General features: G+C 69.6%; 17 protein-coding genes and 1 pseudogene. 10 read left to right on the top strand and 8 right to left on the bottom strand.

Translation table 11 applies throughout. The annotated features are described in order from the left end of the window. Positions 1–75 precede the first annotated feature (75 nt). Positions 76–1,278 (bottom strand): PucR family transcriptional regulator, encoded by a 1,203-nt coding sequence (locus tag ACFPIH_RS22700; RefSeq protein ID WP_381164139.1) that lies wholly within the window; start codon positions 1,276–1,278, stop codon positions 76–78. 148 nt (positions 1,279–1,426) lie between these two features. On the opposite strand from ACFPIH_RS22700, the gene ACFPIH_RS22695 reads away from it, so the two are divergent. Continuing rightward, a complete protein-coding gene (locus tag ACFPIH_RS22695; protein ID WP_381164142.1) occupies positions 1,427–2,077 on the top strand; it encodes a pirin family protein in 651 nt (216 codons plus the stop codon). Here the strand turns inward: ACFPIH_RS22695 and ACFPIH_RS22690 are convergent. Both ACFPIH_RS22690 and ACFPIH_RS22685 read right to left on the bottom strand, forming a co-directional pair. Next, positions 2,074–2,889 carry a serine hydrolase domain-containing protein gene (locus tag ACFPIH_RS22690; RefSeq protein ID WP_381164145.1) on the bottom strand — a complete coding sequence of 272 codons (816 nt, stop codon included), beginning with the start codon at positions 2,887–2,889 and terminating at the stop codon, positions 2,074–2,076. The genes ACFPIH_RS22695 and ACFPIH_RS22690 overlap by 4 nt on opposite strands. 19 nt (positions 2,890–2,908) lie before the next feature. Further along, positions 2,909–3,379 (bottom strand): GNAT family N-acetyltransferase, encoded by a 471-nt coding sequence (locus tag ACFPIH_RS22685; RefSeq protein ID WP_381164148.1) that lies wholly within the window; start codon positions 3,377–3,379, stop codon positions 2,909–2,911. Between the two features lie 95 nt (positions 3,380–3,474). Between ACFPIH_RS22685 and ACFPIH_RS22680 the strand changes: the two genes are divergently transcribed. Together ACFPIH_RS22680 and ACFPIH_RS22675 are read left to right on the top strand one after the other, a co-directional pair. After that, on the top strand, positions 3,475–3,972 hold the full coding sequence (locus ACFPIH_RS22680) for a MerR family transcriptional regulator (RefSeq protein WP_381164151.1): 498 nt from the start codon (positions 3,475–3,477) through the stop codon (positions 3,970–3,972). After that, positions 3,969–4,982: an aldo/keto reductase gene (locus ACFPIH_RS22675; RefSeq protein ID WP_381164154.1), complete on the top strand. Its 1,014-nt coding sequence runs from the start codon at positions 3,969–3,971 to the stop codon at positions 4,980–4,982. Before ACFPIH_RS22680 ends, ACFPIH_RS22675 begins: the two co-directional genes overlap by 4 nt. A gap of 28 nt (positions 4,983–5,010) precedes the next feature. Here the strand turns inward: ACFPIH_RS22675 and ACFPIH_RS22670 are convergent. From ACFPIH_RS22670 to ACFPIH_RS22660, 3 genes and pseudogenes are all read right to left on the bottom strand, one after another. Further along, positions 5,011–5,700 (bottom strand): annotated as a pseudogene (locus ACFPIH_RS22670) (DUF4429 domain-containing protein); the annotation flags it as partial. A 66-nt stretch (positions 5,701–5,766) separates the two neighbouring features. Continuing rightward, positions 5,767–6,984, bottom strand: a complete 1,218-nt coding sequence (locus ACFPIH_RS22665; protein ID WP_381164157.1) for an alpha/beta hydrolase — start codon at positions 6,982–6,984, stop codon at positions 5,767–5,769. A gap of 92 nt (positions 6,985–7,076) precedes the next feature. Further along, positions 7,077–7,703, bottom strand: a complete 627-nt coding sequence (locus ACFPIH_RS22660; protein WP_381164160.1) for a TetR family transcriptional regulator — start codon at positions 7,701–7,703, stop codon at positions 7,077–7,079. Positions 7,704–7,770: 67 nt separating this feature from the next. Between ACFPIH_RS22660 and ACFPIH_RS22655 the strand changes: the two genes are divergently transcribed. Beyond that, on the top strand, positions 7,771–9,390 hold the full coding sequence (locus ACFPIH_RS22655; RefSeq protein WP_381164163.1) for an MFS transporter: 1,620 nt from the start codon (positions 7,771–7,773) through the stop codon (positions 9,388–9,390). A 214-nt stretch (positions 9,391–9,604) separates the two neighbouring features. Here the strand turns inward: ACFPIH_RS22655 and ACFPIH_RS22650 are convergent, their stop codons facing one another. Both ACFPIH_RS22650 and aceE read right to left on the bottom strand, forming a co-directional pair. Next, positions 9,605–10,342, bottom strand: coding sequence for a potassium channel family protein (locus ACFPIH_RS22650; RefSeq protein WP_381164166.1), 738 nt, complete (start codon positions 10,340–10,342; stop codon positions 9,605–9,607). A gap of 81 nt (positions 10,343–10,423) precedes the next feature. Continuing rightward, the gene (aceE, locus tag ACFPIH_RS22645; RefSeq protein ID WP_381164169.1) at positions 10,424–13,156 is read right to left on the bottom strand and encodes a pyruvate dehydrogenase (acetyl-transferring), homodimeric type; all 2,733 of its coding nucleotides are present in this window, start codon (positions 13,154–13,156) and stop codon (positions 10,424–10,426) included. Between the two features lie 359 nt (positions 13,157–13,515). Here aceE and ACFPIH_RS22640 point away from each other — a divergent pair, with 359 nt between their 5' ends. The 6 genes from ACFPIH_RS22640 (at position 13,516) to ACFPIH_RS22615 (ending at position 17,988) form a co-directional block, all read left to right on the top strand. Then, positions 13,516–13,953 (top strand): DUF3052 domain-containing protein, encoded by a 438-nt coding sequence (locus tag ACFPIH_RS22640; RefSeq protein ID WP_381164172.1) that lies wholly within the window; start codon positions 13,516–13,518, stop codon positions 13,951–13,953. 110 nt (positions 13,954–14,063) lie between these two features. After that, the gene (locus tag ACFPIH_RS22635; protein ID WP_381164175.1) at positions 14,064–14,522 is read left to right on the top strand and encodes a peroxiredoxin; all 459 of its coding nucleotides are present in this window, start codon (positions 14,064–14,066) and stop codon (positions 14,520–14,522) included. Positions 14,523–14,678: 156 nt separating this feature from the next. Then, positions 14,679–15,254, top strand: coding sequence for a calcium homeostasis/redox stress adaptation protein (locus ACFPIH_RS22630; protein ID WP_381164178.1), 576 nt, complete (start codon positions 14,679–14,681; stop codon positions 15,252–15,254). A 106-nt stretch (positions 15,255–15,360) separates the two neighbouring features. Beyond that, positions 15,361–15,936, top strand: a complete 576-nt coding sequence (locus ACFPIH_RS22625) for a TerD family protein (protein ID WP_381164181.1) — start codon at positions 15,361–15,363, stop codon at positions 15,934–15,936. 49 nt (positions 15,937–15,985) lie between these two features. Continuing rightward, positions 15,986–17,134, top strand: a complete 1,149-nt coding sequence (locus ACFPIH_RS22620) for a DUF475 domain-containing protein (protein ID WP_381164185.1) — start codon at positions 15,986–15,988, stop codon at positions 17,132–17,134. 116 nt (positions 17,135–17,250) lie between these two features. Beyond that, positions 17,251–17,988 carry a TerD family protein gene (locus ACFPIH_RS22615; protein WP_381164188.1) on the top strand — a complete coding sequence of 246 codons (738 nt, stop codon included), beginning with the start codon at positions 17,251–17,253 and terminating at the stop codon, positions 17,986–17,988. Positions 17,989–17,999: the final 11 nt, after the last annotated feature.

The following is a 17,999-nucleotide window of genomic DNA, read 5'->3' as shown; positions in this document are numbered from 1 at the left end:
CCCAAGCCGCCCGTGGGGACAGGGACGAAGAACGGCAGGGGGTTTTGTGGACCCCCGACAAAAACCCGGGACGCCCTAGGACTGGGGATCCCCGTCGACCAGGCGCCCCAGGATCAGCGCGATCCGCAGGGTGAATGCGGAGCGTACATCCGATGGGGACCAGCCGGTGACGTCAGTCACACGTCGAAGCCGGTAGCGCACGGTGTTGGGATGCACGAACAGCATCCGGGCGGCGCCCTCGAGACTGCTCGCCTGTTCGAGATAGACGGCCAGCGTCTCCAGGAGCGCGGAGCCCGCCTCTTCGAGTGGTCTGTAGATCTCCTCCACCAATTGCTCACGCGCGCTGGGATCGCCCGCGATCGCGCGTTCCGGGAGCAGATCGTCCGCCAGAACCGGGCGTGGCGCGTCCTGCCAGGCGGAACACGCCTTGAGCCCGGCGGCGGCGGCCTGCGCCGACCGGGTCGCGGCCAGCAGATCCGGTACGACCGGCCCGGCGACCACCGGACCGGCGGCGAAGGGCCCGATCAGCGACTTGGCGACGGCGAGCGGATTGTCGCTGCCACCCGCGATGACGACCAGCCGCGAGCCGAGCACCCCGGTCAGCACCTGGAGCTTGGCGTGTCGCGAGGCCCGCCGGATGGCTTCGACGGTCAGCTCGGAGTCACCGTCCGGAGCGGTCCCCAGGACGACACACACATGTTCGGGCGCGCTCCAGCCGAGCGCGGCGGCCCGGCTCACCGCGCCCTCGTCGGCCTCCCCGCTGAGCACCGCGTTCACGACGAGCGACTCAAGCCGCGCGTCCCAGGCGCCGCGCGCCTCGGCGGCCTGGGCGTAGACCTGGGCGGTCGCGAAGGCGATCTCCCGGGCGTACACCAGCAGCGCCTCGCGCAGCACGCCCTCGTCGCCCGGCGCCGCGACCTCGTCGATCGCGGACTCCATCACCTCGATCGTCGTCCGCACCATCTCCACGGTCTGGCGGAGCGTGATGGCCCGGGTCAGCTCGCGCGGCGCGGTCCCGAACACATCGGTCGAGATGGCCTGCGGGGCGTCCGGATGCCGGAACCACTCCGTGAAGGCGGCGATGCCCGCCTGGGCGACCAGCCCGATCCAGGAACGGTTCTCCGGGGGCATCGCCCGGTACCACGGCAGCGACTCGTCCATGCGCGCGATGGCCTGCGCGGCGAGACTCCCGGCGGACTTCTCCAGGCGCCTCAGCGTCGCGGAGTGCGGGTGGACGGCACGCGCCGCGGCTCGGGGGTGGGTTTCGGGTTCGGGCACGGTGACAACTCTGCCCTATCGCTGCGCTGGCTTGCGTTGGTGGGGGCTCGGGTCTGGGGGCTGCCGCCCCCGGGCCCCCGCTTCGGCCCTGAACGGGCCTTGTCCTCAAACGCCGGACGGGCTGGATGATGGATACCTTGGTCGAGTGATGGACGTACGGCGTGCTGAGGCGCGCTACCCGGGCGGGGATGCCGCTGCCGGTGTCGAGACGCGGCACGCCTTCTCCTTCGGGGCGCACTACGACCCCGGCAACCTCCGCTTCGGCGCGCTGATCGCCTGCAACGAGGAGCGGCTGGCCCCCGGCGCCGGGTTCGGCGAACACCCGCACAGTCACACGGAGATCGTCACCTGGGTGGTGGCGGGCGAGCTGACCCACCGCGACTCGGCCGGCCACGGGACGACCGTCCGCCCCGGGGACGTCCAGCGGCTCAGCTCGGCGGGCGGAGTACGGCACGTCGAGCGCAACGACGGTACGGAGCCACTGGTCTTCGTCCAGATGTGGCTGGCCCCCCTGGACCCCGGCGGCGACCCCTCCTACGAGATCGTCCGGGGCATCGCCGACTCCACCCCGTACGCCGTCCCGGAGGCCGGCGCGATGCTCCACGTACGGCGTCTGGCGCCGGGCGAGCGCACGGCCGTACCGGACGCGCCCCATGTGTACGTCCATGTCGTGCGCGGCGAAGTCCTGCTGGACGGCACGGAGTTGGGGCCGGGGGATGCGGCCCGTATCACCGACACCAAGGACACGGAGGCGGTCGGGGTGACCGAAGTCGAGCTGCTGGTCTGGGAGTTGGCCTAGAGCTCGGCCAGTACCGCGTCCGTGAAAGCCGGCCAGGCCTCGACCGCCCAGGGGCCGAAGGCGCGGTCGGTGAGAGCCACACACGCCACCTCTGCGGCGGGGTCGATCCACAGGAACGTACCGGACTGGCCGAAGTGTCCGAAGGTGCGCGGCGAGGACGAAGAGCCGGTCCAGTGCGGGGACTTGGAGTCCCGGATCTCGAAGCCGAGACCCCAGTCGTTGGGGTTCTGGTGGCCGTAGCCCCGCAGGACGCCCTTCGTCCCCGGGTACTGCACGGTCATCGCCTCCGCGACCGTGCGCGGGTCGAGGAGCCGCGGCGCCTGCACCTCCGCCGCGAACCGCAGCAGGTCCAGGACCGTCGACACACCGTCCTTGGCGGGCGACCCCTCCAGCGAGGTGGACGTCATTCCCAGCGGCTCCAGCACCGCCTGCCGCAGATACTCCGCGAACGGGATGTCCGTCGCCTTCGCGAGATGGTCGCCGAGCTGCTCGAACCCGGCGTTGGAGTACAGCCGCCGCTCCCCGGGCGGGGCCGTGACCCGGTGCTCGTCGAAGGCGAGCCCCGAGGTGTGCGCGAGGAGATGGCGGACGGTCGCCCCGGGCGGCCCGGCGGGCTCGTCCAGCTCCAGCGCGCCCTCCTCGTACGCGACGAGCGCGGCGTACGCGGCGAGCGGCTTGGTGACCGAGGCCAGCGGGAAGCGCCGCCCGACGGGGCCGTGGGTGCCCAGGACCGTGCCGTCGGCCCGTACGACACCCGCGGCGGCGGAGGGAACCGGCCAGTTCTCGATCAGCGCGAGGCTCTGCAGCGACATGCCGTCGAGCCTATGCGGCTCACAGCGTCAGCCGCATCGAGGGGTCCGGCTTGCGTAGGAAGCCCAGTGACGCGTAGAGCGGCTCGGCCTCGGCGGAGGCGTTGAGGTCGACCTGGCCGGCGCCCTGCTCCCGGAACCAGTCCAGGAGCGACTCCACGCACGCGCGCGCGTACCCGCGGCGGCGCGTGGCCGGGTCGGTCGCGACGCTGAAGACGTGCCCCACCCGGCCCTGCGGATTGCCCGGCCGCCCGATCCGGTACTCCATCGTGCCCACCGCCAGCGCGGCCAGCAGCCCCGGCCGTTCCGGATGGTTCACGACGAACGCGGCGAGATCGCCGTCCGGGGCGGCGAGCCGGGACCGCAGGACCGGGAGGGACTCGCCGTGCCAGTCCGAGGAACCGGCGGCGGCGAACACGGAATCGAGCATCACCTGACGCAACCGCAGTACCTCGGCGGCGTCCTCGGGCAGGGCGCGGCGTACCTTTGTCATGCCCGGCACGCTAACCGTTGCGATCAAGCCGCGTCCCCCGAATTCTTACCGGTTCCGCTTGCTTCGAGCCCACTCCAACGTCATAGCGTGGAGCCATGACGGTGTTGCAGTCCACGCCCCTGACCGCCGAGCAAACCTCCCGCGACGACGTCTGCGCCGCGCCACCGCCGCGCCACCCTCGTCCCGACGGACAGGACAGCTACACGATCAGCGAGGTCGTCGCGTTCACCGGGCTCACCGCCCACACCCTGCGCTGGTACGAGCGGATCGGGCTGATGTCCCACATCGACCGCTCGCACACCGGCCAGCGCCGCTACAGCAACCGCGACCTGGACTGGCTCGACCTCGTGGGCAAGCTGCGGCTGACCGGGATGCCGGTCGCCGACATGGTGCGGTACGCCGAGCTGGTGCGCGAGGGCGACAGCACGTATCCCGAGCGGTACGAACTCCTCGAGGCGACCCGGCGGGACGTGCGGGCCAGGATCGCGGAGCTCCAGGACACGCTGGCCGTGCTCGACCGCAAGATCATGTTCTACGCGGACGCCTCTTCCGGCGCCCGTGCCTACGAAGCGGAAAGGACCCCCGTCCGATGAGCAGCCCCACCATCCCGACCGTCCGGCTCGGCGAACACGGCCCCGAGGTCGGCGTCCAGGGCCTCGGCTGCATGGGCATGAGCTTCGCGTACGGCCCCTCCGACGCGGAGGAGTCCCGCGCCACCCTGGACCGCGCCCTGGAACTCGGCGTCACCCTCTACGACACGGCCGACGCGTACGGCGACGGCGAGAACGAGCGGTTCCTCTCCCCGTTCTTCAAGGCGCACCGCGACGAGGTCGTCATCGCCACCAAGTTCGCCCTGTCGATCCCGCCGGACGACCCGGCCCGGCGGATCATCCGCAACGACGCGCCCTACATCCGCCAGGCGGTCGAGGCGAGCCTGGAACGCCTGGACGTCGACGTCATCGACCTCTACTACATGCACCGGCGCGACCCGGCCGTACCGATCGAGGACACCGTCGGCGTGATGGCCGAGCTGGTGCGCGAGGGCAAGGTCAAGCAGCTGGGCCTGAGCGAGGTGACGGCCGGCGAACTGCGCGCCGCGCACGCGGTGCACCCGATCGCCGCCGTGCAGTCGGAGTGGTCGCTGTTCAGCCGGGACATCGAGGCGCAGGTCGTGCCGGCGGCCCGGGAGCTGGGCGTCGCCCTGGTCCCGTACTCCCCGCTCGGTCGCGGCTTCCTGACCGGCTCGTTCACCCAGGCCGAGACGCTCACGGCGGACGACTACCGCCGTACGCAGCCCCGCTTCACCGGCGAGAACGCGGCGGCCAACGCGGCCCTGCTGGAGGTGATCCGCGCGGTCGCGAAGGCCCATGAGGCGACCGTCGGCGAGATCGCCCTGGCCTGGGTCCAGCAGCAGGCCCGGGTGCACGGCCTCCCGGTGGTCCCGATCCCGGGCACCCGCAGGCCGTCCCGCGTCGAGGAGAACGCACGGGCGACGACGATCAGCCTGACGGAGGACGAACTGGCCCTCCTGGAGCCCATAGCGGACAAGGTGGCCGGCGACCGCTACGCGGACATGACGTCCACTTCGAAGGGGCGTGAGTAGACCCACCCCGAGGGGCTCTTCACCGCCCGCGAACCGCTGCCAGAACCGCCGCCGCGAACGGCAGTGACTCGTGCAGCGCGCCGTACCCCAGCCCGAACACCACGGCGGCCGGATCCTGGTCCGGCTGCCCGGGCCGTTCGCCGTCCTCCCGGCGCCGCAGCCGCAGATACCCCTCGAGCAGCTCCGGCGAGCGCCACTCCACGTCGTTCAGCTCGCCCACCGGGAAACTCTGGTCCCCGGCCCGCCACTTCGCCGACGACGCGCCCGTCCAGAACCACCGGAACCGCACGGTCCGTCCGTCGAAGGACGCCTTCGCGTCGTAGGCCTTGAAGGACAGCGGTACTGGTGGCGCCTCCACGAGGAATCGTTCCGTCGGACCGGACTCGACGAGCCGCCCCTTGAGTTCGTCCGCGTAGTACTCGGCCAGCAGCTCCCGCTCGGCGGGCAGCACCAGCCGGTACGGATCGCACCCTTCCTTGAGCTGCCCGGCCGCCGCCTCCATCAGCGGATCGGCGCCGGGCCGCACCTCGGCCCGCAGCACGACCGTGCCCCGCCTGCCCGGTGAGAGGGTCACCCCCTCCAGGGCCGCGAGCGGAATCCTCCGTTCACCCAGCGCCGAGAGCAGCTTGGGTGTGCGCATCCCCCGTTCGTAGCGGATGTGTACGGAGTCGGAATCGAACTCCCAGGCGGCATGAAATCCGGCCAGTACGTCACCCATGCGGCTCATCGTATGCGCGACACGCATCTTCGTCCCCTCCTCGCGCGGGCCGCAATTTCTGCGTCTCTACGCGCGTCCGTCCGTGGCAGTGCCGGACAAACCCGCCCGGCAGGTGCCGTCGTCTGCTGCGCACCGCACCGAGCGGTATGCGCCAGTTCCGATGCCGGCGAGGTTGCGCAGGCTGTCCGTGCCGGGCACGAAGTAGCCGCCGTGGCCCTCCGCGTCCTTCGACGACAGCAGCCGTGCGCCGAACGCCCTGGACATCGGGTCCTCGCCGTGCCCGAGCCCGCCGACCTCCAGGTGCGGCACGTCCTGCACCCAGTCGTCGGCGTCCCGCATCGCCCACACATGGGCACCCGTGCGCAGCTGGGAAGCCTTCTCCACCCGCATACCGGGGCTCCCCGCCACCGCGATGTCGGCGACCCGCGAGGGCATCCCGCGCGCCGCGACCCCGCAGACCACCGAGCCGTAGCTGTGGCAGAACATCGAGACGGGCGAGCTGCCGGGCAGGGCGCGCAGCAGCGCGTTCAGCCGTACGGCGCCGTTCTCCGCGCGCATCGCGGTCGCCGAGTCGATGCCGAGGCCGTCGGGGGAGGTGTAGTCGGCCCAGGCGATCACGGCGGTCCGGGTCGACGGGCTGACCTCGCGCTCGGTCTCGTACAGGGCCTCGGCCATGCCGACCGGTGCCGAGTATCTGCGGTTGGTGCGCTGGAAGGTGAGCACGTCGGTGTCGACGCCGGGGACGACGACGGAGATCCGTCGGGCCTCCTCGAGGTCGCCGAAGACCTCGGCGGCACGCCCCGAGCCCTCCGGGTCGAAGGCGAGCATCTGCCGGTGGGCGCTGCTCATCACCTCGTAGCGGTGCATGCGCCGCCCGGCCTCCTGCTGCCCGGTGGGCGAGAGCCGGCTGTCGTGCATCCGCTCGCGCTCGATCCGCGTCTGCTCGCGCAGGGCGAGCCGGTTGGCGCGGTAGCGCAGCGTGACCGGGGCGCCGTTCATGTTGCCCACCGCGAGCGGGTAGGCGTGCACGAGCTCGGTGCGCTGGGCGGCGTTCAGCGAGGCGAAGAAACGGGCGATCCGGCCGGGCGTCGCGTCGGGGTCCGGCAGTGCGTGGCCGTCGAGCCTGCCGTGCTCCCACGCCGAGCGCGAGGCCTGCAGGGCCGTGGTTCCCCGTTGATGGCGTACGGCGGTCCAGCCGGTGGTCGCCAGCATGAGGAACACCACGGCCAGAGCGAGCAGCGCACGCCAGGCGCCGAGCTGGGGGGAGGTGTCGAAGGAAGTCACTGGGAGGACACACTAGGAGAACGGGAGGGTCTCAGGTTAATAAAGTGACAGGGATCACGTTTGGTGTGGCGTGGTGATGGTCATAAGGCTTTTCAGGGCTTGCGCCAGCTTCCCAGCAGGGCCGGTCCCACCTGATCGAGGTAGCGGGACGTCAGCGCGTGCATGCCCGCCACGCTGAATTCCGGGCCCGTCACCCACTGCCGCTCGGTCACCCGCATCACCCCGCTGAAGACGGCCACCGCGAGCCGCGGCCGGGGATCGGCGTCCACGTCGAGGCCCTCGCGCTCGGCGATCACCCGGGCCAGCGTCTCCTCGACCTCCAGGGACCGCCGCAGATGCGCGGCGAGCAGCACCGGCGTCGACTCGATCACCCGGTACATCCTCAGGTACTGCTCCACCGGTACGACGCTCTCGACGATCTCGTGGATCGACTGCCAGCCGTCCAGCACGGCCTGGCGCAGCGCCTCCATCGGCGCCTCGTGCGCCGGCCGCTCCCGCACCGCCCGGACGAACCGCTCCACCGTCATGTCCAGCAGACCGAGCGCGGCCTCGTCCTTGCCCGCGAAGTAGCGGAAGAAGGTGCGCTGGGAGACGTCGACGGCCTCGGCGATCGCGTCGACGGTGGTCGCCTCGTACCCCTGCGTGGTGAACAGCTCGACCGCGGCCCGCAGGAGCGCGTCCCGGGTGCGCTGTTTTTTTCGCTCACGCAGAGTTTCCATAATGTGTCAGTTACCGACTTGTGAACTCGTTTGTCAATTGTCAGTGGCTGTCACTAGCCTCGGAAGCATGACTAGTCAGACCACCATCGACACGACGGGGTCGGGGGACAAGGCACCGACAGCCCCGTCGAAGGGGGCGCCGGCCGACGGGCTGCGCGGACACCCCTGGTTCACTCTCATAACCGTCGCCGTCGGGGTCATGATGGTGGCCTTGGACGGCACCATCGTCGCCATCGCCAACCCGGCCATCCAGAAGGACCTCGGCGCGAGCTTCGCCGACGTCCAGTGGATCACCAACGGCTACTTCCTCGCCCTCGCGGTCTCCCTGATCACCGCGGGCAAGCTCGGTGACCGCTTCGGCCACCGCCAGACCTTCCTGATAGGCGTCGTCGGCTTCGCCGCCGCCTCCGGAGCCATCGGCCTGTCCAGCAGCATCGCCGCGGTCGTCGCCTTCCGGGTCCTGCAGGGCCTGTTCGGCGCGCTGCTGATGCCGGCCGCGCTCGGCCTGCTGCGGGCCACCTTCCCGGCCGAGAAGCTCAACATGGCGATCGGCATCTGGGGCATGGTCATCGGCGCCTCCACCGCCGGCGGCCCGATCCTCGGCGGCGTGCTCGTGGAGCACGTCAACTGGCAGTCGGTGTTCTTCATCAACGTGCCGGTCGGAGTCCTCGCCGTCGTCCTCGGCGTGATGTTCCTGCTCGACCACCGCGCGGAGAACGCGCCGCGCTCCTTCGACCTGCTCGGCATCGCCCTGCTCTCGGGCGCGATGTTCTGCCTGGTCTGGGCCCTGATCAAGGCTCCGGCCTGGGGCTGGGGCGACGGCAAGACCTGGGCGTTCGTGGTCGGCTCCGTCGTCCTCTTCGCGGCCTTCGCCATCTGGGAGACGAAGGTCAAGGAGCCGCTGATCCCGCTGACGCTGTTCCGCTCGGTCCCGCTGGCCGCGGGCGTGGTCCTGATGGTCCTGATGGCCATCGCCTTCATGGGCGGCCTGTTCTTCGTGACGTTCTACCTCCAGAACGTGCACGGCATGAGCCCCATCGACGCCGGCCTGCACCTCCTGCCGCTCACCGGCATGATGATCGTCGGTTCCCCGCTCGCGGGCGTGATGATCACCAAGCTGGGCCCGCGCATCCCGCTGGCGGGCGGCATGGCGGCCACCGCGCTCGCCATGTACGGCATGTCCACGCTGGAGACGGACACCGGCAGCGCGGCCATGGCCCTCTGGTTCGCCCTGCTCGGCCTCGGCCTCGCCCCGGTCATGGTCGGCGCGACGGAGGTCATCGTCGGCAACGCGCCCATGGAGCTGTCGGGCGTGGCGGGCGGCCTCCAGCAGGCGGCGATGCAGATCGGCGGCAGCCTCGGCACGGCCGTGCTGGGCGCGGTGATGGCCTCCAAGGTCGACAGCGACCTCGCCGGCAACTGGACCGCGGCCGGACTGCCCGAACTCAGCCCCGCAGAACTGGCCCAGGCCTCCGAGGCGGTCCAGGTCGGGGTGCCCCCGCTGGCGGCGCAGACGCCGCCCGAGGTCGCCGCGAAGATCACCGGCGTCGCCCATGACACGTTCATCTCCGGGATGAGCCTCGCGTCCCTGGTGGCGGCGGGCGTGGCGGTCGTCGCCGTCTTCGTCGCCCTGCTCACCAAGCGCGGGGAGAACGCGGAGGCGGGCGCGGGGGTCGGCCACATCTGAGGTCCACGGGCCGGGGGCGAACCTGCCCGACGTCACCTGCCCTGACGTCACCTGACCCGACGTCAACGGATTTCCCCTATCAGGGTGACAACGCTAAAGCTCTCTCGCCTCCGGCACGTGCCACAGGTCACAGTTAGTCAGGCCCTCCGGATGACAGGGCGACCAGGTCCGCGACGCGCTGCCGGAGGGGGACAGCGCGCCGCGGACCTGGCTGTTACGGCCTCAGGGAGTGGTCCCGAAGTTCCGCGACCTCCGCCCGCAGCGCCCGTACCTCCTCCGTCAGCGCCAGGATCGCCTGCGTCTGGGCGCGTTCCTCCACGTCGTCCTTCTCGAAGCGCTCCATGAACCACGCCGCGATGTTCGCCGTGACGAGACCGAGCAGGGCGATACCGGAGAGCATCAGGCCGACCGCGATCATCCGCCCGAGCCCGGTGGTCGGCGCGTGATCGCCGTAGCCGACGGTCGTCATCGTCGTGAAGGACCACCACAGCGCGTCACCCAGAGTGCGGATGTTCCCGTCCGGCGAGTCCCGCTCCACCGACAGCACGGCGAGCGAGCCGAACATCAGCAGCCCGACCACCGCCCCCGCGACGTATGTCGTCACCCGGATCTGGTCGGCCATCTGCGCCCGCCGCCCCACCAGCAGCAGCGTCGACACCAGCCGCAGCAGCCGCAGCGGCTGGAGCAGCGGCAGTACGACCGCGCACAGGTCCAGCCAGTGGCTGCGGACGAACTGCCCCCGGCGCTCCGTCAGCGCCAGCCGGACGACGTAGTCCGCGGCGAACGCCCCCCACACCACCCACTCGACCGCGGTGCACGCCACCGTCACCGCGTGCCCGGCCGACGTGTCCACGATGGGCAGGGCGTAGGCGACGGCGAACACCACCGCGAGGGCCAGCAACGGCCGCTGGGTCCACCGCTCCCACCGCGCCTGCGCCGTTCGTTGTTGCATGCCCGCATCGTAGGGAACGCGTAAGGGGCGCCGGAGCCACCGGCCCCAGCGCCCCTCTCACGCGGTACGCGCGGGTACCCGCTACGCGTCGCCGCCCGCGGCCCCGGGGTCCGCCGCCGACGCGTCGAGGAGCTGGTAGCGGTCGATCGCCTGCTTCAGCACCGACCGGTCCACCTTCCCCTCCTTCGCCAGCTCGGTCAGCACCGCCACCACGATCGACTGCGCGTCGATGTGGAAGAACCGGCGGGCCGCGCCCCGGGTGTCGGCGAAGCCGAAGCCGTCCGCGCCCAGCGACTGGAACGTGCCCGGCACCCACCGCGCGATCTGGTCCGGCACCGACCGCATCCAGTCGGACACCGCCACGAACGGTCCCTCGGCGCCGCTCAGCTTGCGCGTCACGTACGGCACCCGCTGCTCCTCCTCCGGGTGCAGCAGGTTGTGCCGCTCGACCTCGACGGCCTCGCGCCGCAGCTCGTTCCAGGAGGTCGCCGACCAGACGTCGGCCTTCACGCCCCACTCCTCGGCGAGGATCTTCTGCGCCTCGACCGCCCACGGGACGGCCACACCGGAGGCGATGACCTGCGCGGGGATGGTGCCGGCGGTGGCCTCGGCGATCCGGTGGACGCCCGCCAGGATGCCCTCGACGTCCACGTTCTCCGGCTCGGCCGGGTGCTGGATGGGCTCGTTGTAGACGGTGAGGTAGTAGAAGACGTCCTCACTGTCCGGGCCGTACATCCGGCGCAGCCCGTCCTGCACGATGTGCGCGATCTCGTACGAGTACGCCGGGTCGTACGCCACACAGCCCGGGTTCGTCGACGCGAGCAGCTGCGAGTGGCCGTCCGCGTGCTGCAGACCCTCACCGGTCAGCGTCGTACGCCCGGCGGTCGCACCCAGGACGAAACCGCGCGCCAGCTGGTCCGACATCTGCCAGAACTGGTCACCGGTGCGCTGGAAACCGAACATCGAGTAGAAGACGTACACCGGGATGAGCGGCTGGCCGTGCGTCGCGTACGCCGAGCCCGCCGCGATGAGCGAGGCCGTACAGCCCGCCTCCGAGATGCCGTCGTGCAGCATCTGCCCGGTCGGCGACTCCTTGTACGCGAGCAGCAGATCGCGGTCGACCGACTCGTACTGCTGGCCGAGCGGGTTGTAGATCTTCGCGCTCGGGAAGAACGAGTCCATGCCGAACGTGCGGTACTCGTCCGGTGCGATCAGTACGAAGCGCTTGCCCAGCTCCTTGTCCCGCATGAGGTCCTTGAGGAGCCGCACAAAGGCCATGGTGGTCGCGATGGACTGCTGGCCCGAGCCCTTCTTCACACTCGCGTACGTCTTCTCGTCCGGCAGCGCGAGCGGCTCGGCGCGTACGACGCGGGTCGGGACGTAGCCGCCCAGCGACTTGCGCCGGTCGTGCATGTACTGGATCTCCTCCGAGTTCCGCCCGGGGTGGAAGTACGGCGGCGCGCCGGACTCCAGCTCCTGGTCGGAGATCGGCAGGTGGAGGCGGTCGCGGAAGCCCTTGAGGTCGGCGACCGTCAGCTTCTTCATCTGGTGCGTGGCGTTGCGGCCCTCGAAGTTCGGGCCCAGCGTCCAGCCCTTGACGGTCTTGGCGAGGATGACCGTCGGCTGCCCGGTGTGCTCCACGGCGGCCTTGAACGCCGCGTAGATCTTCTTGTGGTCGTGACCGCCGCGGCCCAGGTGCAGGATCTGGTCGTCGGTCATGCCCTCGACCATCGCGCGCAGCCGCTGGTCGTCGCCGAAGAAGTGGTCGCGGATGTACGAGCCGGGTTCGGTGGCGTACGTCTGGAACTGCCCGTCCGGCGTCGTGTTCATCCGGTTGACCAGGATGCCGTCGCGGTCCTGCGCGAGCAGCGGGTCCCAGGAGCGGTCCCAGATCAGCTTGATCACGTTCCAGCCGGCGCCCCGGAAGACCGACTCCAGCTCCTGGATCACCTTGCCGTTGCCCCGCACCGGCCCGTCGAGCCGCTGGAGGTTGCAGTTGACGACGAAGGTCAGGTTGTCCAGGCCCTCACGGGCGGCGATGGTCAGCTGGCCGAGCGACTCCGGCTCGTCCATCTCGCCGTCGCCGAGGAAGGCCCACACGCGCGACTTGGAGGTGTCGGCGATCCCGCGCGCGTGCATGTAGCGGTTCATCCGCGCCTGGTAGATCGCGCCGATCGGGCCGAGGCCCATCGACACGGTCGGGAACTCCCAGAAGTCCGGCATCAGCCGCGGGTGCGGATACGAGGACAGCCCGTACGGCGCCTTCGACTTCTCCTGGCGGAACGCGTCCAGGTTCTGCTCGCTCAGCCGGTCCAGAAGGAACGCGCGCGCGTAGATGCCCGGCGAGGCATGCCCCTGGAAGAAGACCTGGTCGCCGCCGTCGCCCTCGTCCTTGCCGCGGAAGAAGTGGTTGAAGCCGACGTCGTAGAGCGACGCGGAGGACGCGAAGGTGGCGATGTGCCCGCCGACGCCGATGCCGGGCCGCTGGGCCCTGGACACCATCACGGCGGCGTTCCAGCGGGTCGCGTTGAGGATCCGGCGCTCGATCTCCTCGTTGCCCGGGAAGAACGGCTCGGCCCTGGTGGGGATGGTGTTGACGTAGTCCGTGCTGCGCATCTCGGGCACGGCCACCCGCTTCTCGCGGGCGCGCTCGATCAGCCGGAGCATCAGATAGCGGGCCCGCTCCCGGCCGCGTTCGTCGATCGCGGCGTCGAGGGAGTCGAGCCACTCCTGGGTTTCCTCGGGATCGAAGTCAGGAACCTGACTCGGAAGGCCGCCAATGATGATCGGGTTGCGATCGGATCCGGAAGCCACGCTGTTCCTTACCTGTCAGAGGGCTGGGTGGGGCTGGTTGTCCAGTGCGTTTACCGCCCCCCATCGTGTACCTCGGGGGTTCAAACGTCATCTCTACCCAGAGGTAATCACCATCTGTTCGAATCTCGCATCCATGGATGGTTCCCAATCGTACAAACCGGGCAGATAGGTGTGGTGTATGTCACCTTCGGTCCGGATCGCGTGCCTGGAGTTGCGTCGACACGGCCAGGATCGTCACCGTTTCGGCGGTCCGAACCGCCGGGTACTTGCGCGATCCGCCCCGCCCGTGTGGACTACGGCCAATGCTTCGCGCACGCGCGTGGCTGAGTTATTCCCAAAACATGATCAGGAGGCAACCCGTGAGCGCGACCGCGGACCACGCGGAGGAGCGGACGACCCTTGCCGTCAGGCTGGGGTTCCAGCCTGACCAGGTGGTCCAGGAGATCGGCTACGACGACGACGTCGATCAGGAGCTCCGCGAGTCCATTGAGGAAGTCATCGGCAGCGATCTGGTGGATGAGGAGTACGACGACGTGGCCGACGCCGTCGTTCTCTGGTTCCGCGACGATGACGGCGACCTGACGGATGCGCTGGTGGATGCCATCGCGTACATGGAAGAGGGCGGCTCCATCCTCCTTCTGACGCCGAAGACCGGCCGGGAGGGATACGTCGAGCCCAGTGACATCGGCGAGGCGGCGACGACCTCCGGTCTGTCGCAGACCAAGAGCGTCAATGTCGGCAAGGACTGGAACGGCACCCGGCTTCTGACGCCGAAGGCAGCCAAGTCCAAGAAGTGACGTGAGGCCGTACGGGCCGGGCCGGCGTGCCCGGCCCGTACGCCGTCCCTCGCGGGGGGCTGCGTAGGGTGGGAGTCACCCAGACAGCCCCACGAAGGGACATCCCCGCGATGGCGATCCAGGTCGGCGACAAGGCCCCCGACTTCGAGCTCAAGGACAACCACGGCGCCACCGTGCAGCTCTCCGACTTCCGCGGGAGCAAGAACGTCATCCTGCTCTTCTATCCCTTCGCCTTCACCGGCGTGTGCACCGGCGAGCTGTGCGAGGTGCGCGACAACCTGCCGAAGTTCGCCGACCGCGACACCCAGGTGCTCGCCGTCTCCAACGACTCCATCCACACCCTGCGGGTCTTCGCCGAGCAGGAGGGCCTGGAATACCCGCTGCTCAGCGACTTCTGGCCGCACGGCGAGGTGTCCCGCGCCTACGGTGTCTTCGCCGAGGACAAGGGCTGCGCGGTGCGCGGCACCTTCGTCATCGACAAGGAGGGCGTGGTCCGCTGGACCGTCGTCAACGCCCTGCCGGACGCCCGTGACCTCGGCGAGTACGTCAAGGCACTCGACACCCTCTGACCACACCGGCCCCCGAGCGGCGGCGACACCGGTGATTCTTCGGCTCCAGGGCCTGCGGGGGGCGGGAACCCGTCACTAGGATCGACTCGTTGATCCGATAGTTCCGAAATCCACGCACCACGGGGCTCCCCGCCCCAGGACACCAATGGAGGACTCGTGGGAGTCAGCCTCAGCAAGGGCGGCAACGTTTCGCTGACCAAGGAGGCCCCCGGCCTGACCGCGGTCATCGTCGGTCTGGGGTGGGACGTCCGCACCACGACCGGCACCGACTTCGACCTGGACGCGAGCGCGCTGCTGCTGAACAACTCCGGCAAGGTCGGCAGCGACGCGAACTTCGTGTTCTTCAACAACCTCAAGAGCCCCGACGGCTCCGTCGAGCACACCGGCGACAACATCACCGGTGAGGGCGAGGGCGACGACGAGCAGATCAAGGTCAACCTCGCGGGGGTGCCGGCCGACATCGAGAAGATCGTGTTCCCGGTCTCGATCTACGACGCCGAGAACCGCCAGCAGTCGTTCGGCCAGGTCCGCAACGCGTTCATTCGCGTGGTGAACCAGGCGGGCGAGGCGGAGATCGCCCGCTACGACCTGAGCGAGGACGCCTCGACCGAGACCGCGATGGTCTTCGGCGAGCTCTACCGGCACGGCGCGGAGTGGAAGTTCCGCGCCATCGGCCAGGGCTATGCCTCCGGGCTGCGCGGCATCGCCCAGGACTTCGGCGTCAACGTCTGAGGCGACCGGGGGCACCAAGGTTCACCATCCGGCGCCGCACCGTTTAGGGGCGGCGCCGGACGCGCAGGACAACCGCACAGGCATCACCCAGGGGAGGACCAGCAACATGGGCGTCACGCTCGCCAAGGGGGGCAATGTCTCCCTCTCCAAGGCCGCGCCGAACCTCACTCAGGTGATGGTCGGGCTCGGCTGGGACGCGCGCTCCACCACCGGAGCCCCCTTCGACCTCGACGCCAGCGCGCTGCTGTGCAACAGCGGCCGGGTGCTCGGGGACGAGTGGTTCGTCTTCTACAACCAGCTCAAGAGCCCCGACGGCTCCGTGGAGCACACCGGTGACAACCTCACCGGCGAGGGCGACGGCGACGACGAGTCGATCCTGGTGGACCTCGCCAAGGTGCCGGCCGGCTGCGACAAGATCGTTTTCCCGGTCTCCATCCACATGGCCGACGAGCGGGGCCAGACCTTCGGCCAGGTCTCCAACGCCTTCATCCGGGTCGTCAACCAGGCCGACGGCCAGGAGCTCGCCCGCTACGACCTCAGCGAGGACGCGAGCACCGAAACGGCGATGATCTTCGGTGAGCTCTATCGCTACCAGGGCGAATGGAAGTTCAGGGCGGTAGGACAGGGGTACGCGTCGGGCTTGCGGGGCATCGCTCTAGACTTCGGAGTCAACGTTTCGTAAAGCCGAGTACGGCGCGGGGGAGACCCGTACTAACAGGATTGGGTAGCCAGTGCTTCTGAAAACCTTCGGCTGGTCGTTCGCGGTCACCGCGCTCGGCCTGGTCGCTGCGGTCTTCTACGGGGGGTGGGAGGCCTTCGGCATCGTGGCGATCCTCTCCATCCTCGAGATCTCGCTGTCGTTCGACAACGCGGTGGTCAACGCCGGAATCCTGAAGAAGATGTCCGCCTTCTGGCAGAAGATCTTCCTCACCGTCGGCGTGCTCATCGCTGTCTTCGGCATGCGGCTGGTCTTCCCCGTCGTGATCGTCGCGCTCAGCGCCAAGATCGGCCCGATCGACGCGGTCGACCTCGCGCTCAACGACAAGGACCGCTACCAGGAACTGGTCACCGACGCCCACCCGGCGATCGCGGCCTTCGGCGGCATGTTCCTGCTGATGATCTTCCTCGACTTCATCTTCGAGACCCGTGACATCCTCTGGCTGCGCTGGATCGAGCGCCCGCTGGCCAAGCTGGGCAAGGTCGACATGCTGTCGGTCTGCATCGCCCTGATCGTCCTGCTCATCACCTCGTTCACCTTCGCCACCCACGCCCACCAGCACGGCGGCGGCCACGTCGACAAGGCACAGACGGTCCTGATCTCCGGGGTCGCGGGCCTGATCACGTACCTGGTCGTCGGCGGTCTCTCCGGCTACTTCGAGGACCGCCTGGAGGAAGCGGAGGAACGCGAGCACGAGGAGGAGGAAGAGGCCGAGCGCAGCGGCAAGAAGCGCTCGCCGGTCGTGCTGGCCGGCCAGGCCGCGTTCTTCATGTTCCTCTACCTGGAAGTCCTCGACGCGTCCTTCTCCTTCGACGGCGTGATCGGCGCCTTCGCCATCACCAACGACATCGTCCTGATGGCGCTGGGCCTGGGCATCGGCGCGATGTACGTCCGTTCGCTGACGGTCTACCTGGTCCGCCAGGGCACCCTCGACGACTACGTCTACCTGGAGCACGGCGCCCACTACGCGATCGGCGCCCTCGCCGTGATCCTCATGGTCACCATCCAGTACCAGATCCACGAGCTCATCACCGGCTCCGTCGGTGTGATCCTGATCGGCTGGTCCTTCTTGTCGTCCGTGCGCCGCAACCAGAAAATCGCGGCAGCCGAGGGAAAAGCCGCGGGCTCGGACGAGAAGACTGAGGTCTCGTCCGGGGTGTGACCACCTCCTGAGTGAGGGAACGCTCTCTGGCGGGGCGGCCGGTGGGGAACTGTCCTCCACGGCCGTCCCGCCGGTCTTGGACAGTCGGTCTTCGACAGTGGATGTGGGGGCGGGGAATGGGCTTCTTCGACGGGCTCCTGGGCAGCCGCAGCGCCGACTTCGACTCGGGCAGCGCGGCGAGCAACGCGATCGAACTGACCAAACGGCACCACCAGGTCTCCCTCACCAAACAGGGCGCGGCCACCGGGAACCTGCGGGTCAACCTGACCTGGCGGATGCGGACCTCCGACTTCGGCGGACCCCAGCGGGAGAGCCTGCTGCGCCACCCCTTCAAGGCGCTGCGGCCCCCGGAGGTCATGGGACACAGCCAGAGCATGGTCAACGTCGACCTCGACCTCGGCTGCCTGTACGAGCTGGCCGACGGCACGAAGGGGGTCGTACAGCCGCTGGGCGGGCTGCTGGGGGACGTGAACGGGGCGCCGTACGTCAAACTCAGCGGGGACGACCGGTTCGGCTCGGCGTCCGGCGAGACGATGTACGTCAACCTCGACCACCGCGACGAGATCAAGCGGCTGCTGGTCTTCGTCTACATCTACGACCAGACCCCGGCGTTCGACCGTACCCACGCGATCGTGACGCTGTACCCCAGCAACGGGCCCCGAATAGAGATCGGCCTCGACGAACGGCACCCGCAGGCGCGGTCCTGCGCGGTCGTGATGATCGAGAACGTGAAGGGGGAGCTGATGGTGCGGCGCGAGGTGCGGTTCGTGTACGGGTTCCAGGCGGAGCTGGACCGGTTGTACGGGTGGGGGTTGCAGTGGGGGCGGGGTTACAAGACGAAGGTCGAGAAGTAACCCCGCAACGG

Source organism: Streptomyces vulcanius, from assembly GCF_042653945.1.
In the GTDB taxonomy this organism is placed as follows: domain Bacteria; phylum Actinomycetota; class Actinomycetes; order Streptomycetales; family Streptomycetaceae; genus Streptomyces; species Streptomyces mangrovi.
This window is presented reverse-complemented; position numbering and strand designations above follow the sequence as displayed.

Excerpts from the sequence above, each read along its gene's own strand:
- ACFPIH_RS22695 (WP_381164142.1), top strand. The coding sequence starts at position 1,427 with ATGGACGTACGGCGTGCTGAGGCGCGCTACCCGGGCGGGGATGCCGCT.
- ACFPIH_RS22690 (WP_381164145.1), bottom strand. The coding sequence starts at position 2,889 with ATGTCGCTGCAGAGCCTCGCGCTGATCGAGAACTGGCCGGTTCCCTCC.
- ACFPIH_RS22685 (WP_381164148.1), bottom strand. The coding sequence starts at position 3,379 with ATGACAAAGGTACGCCGCGCCCTGCCCGAGGACGCCGCCGAGGTACTG.
- ACFPIH_RS22680 (WP_381164151.1), top strand. The coding sequence starts at position 3,475 with ATGACGGTGTTGCAGTCCACGCCCCTGACCGCCGAGCAAACCTCCCGC.
- ACFPIH_RS22675 (WP_381164154.1), top strand. The coding sequence starts at position 3,969 with ATGAGCAGCCCCACCATCCCGACCGTCCGGCTCGGCGAACACGGCCCC.
- ACFPIH_RS22660 (WP_381164160.1), bottom strand. The coding sequence starts at position 7,703 with ATGGAAACTCTGCGTGAGCGAAAAAAACAGCGCACCCGGGACGCGCTC.
- ACFPIH_RS22655 (WP_381164163.1), top strand. The coding sequence starts at position 7,771 with ATGACTAGTCAGACCACCATCGACACGACGGGGTCGGGGGACAAGGCA.
- ACFPIH_RS22650 (WP_381164166.1), bottom strand. The coding sequence starts at position 10,342 with ATGCAACAACGAACGGCGCAGGCGCGGTGGGAGCGGTGGACCCAGCGG.
- ACFPIH_RS22635 (WP_381164175.1), top strand. The coding sequence starts at position 14,064 with ATGGCGATCCAGGTCGGCGACAAGGCCCCCGACTTCGAGCTCAAGGAC.
- ACFPIH_RS22625 (WP_381164181.1), top strand. The coding sequence starts at position 15,361 with ATGGGCGTCACGCTCGCCAAGGGGGGCAATGTCTCCCTCTCCAAGGCC.
- ACFPIH_RS22615 (WP_381164188.1), top strand. The coding sequence starts at position 17,251 with ATGGGCTTCTTCGACGGGCTCCTGGGCAGCCGCAGCGCCGACTTCGAC.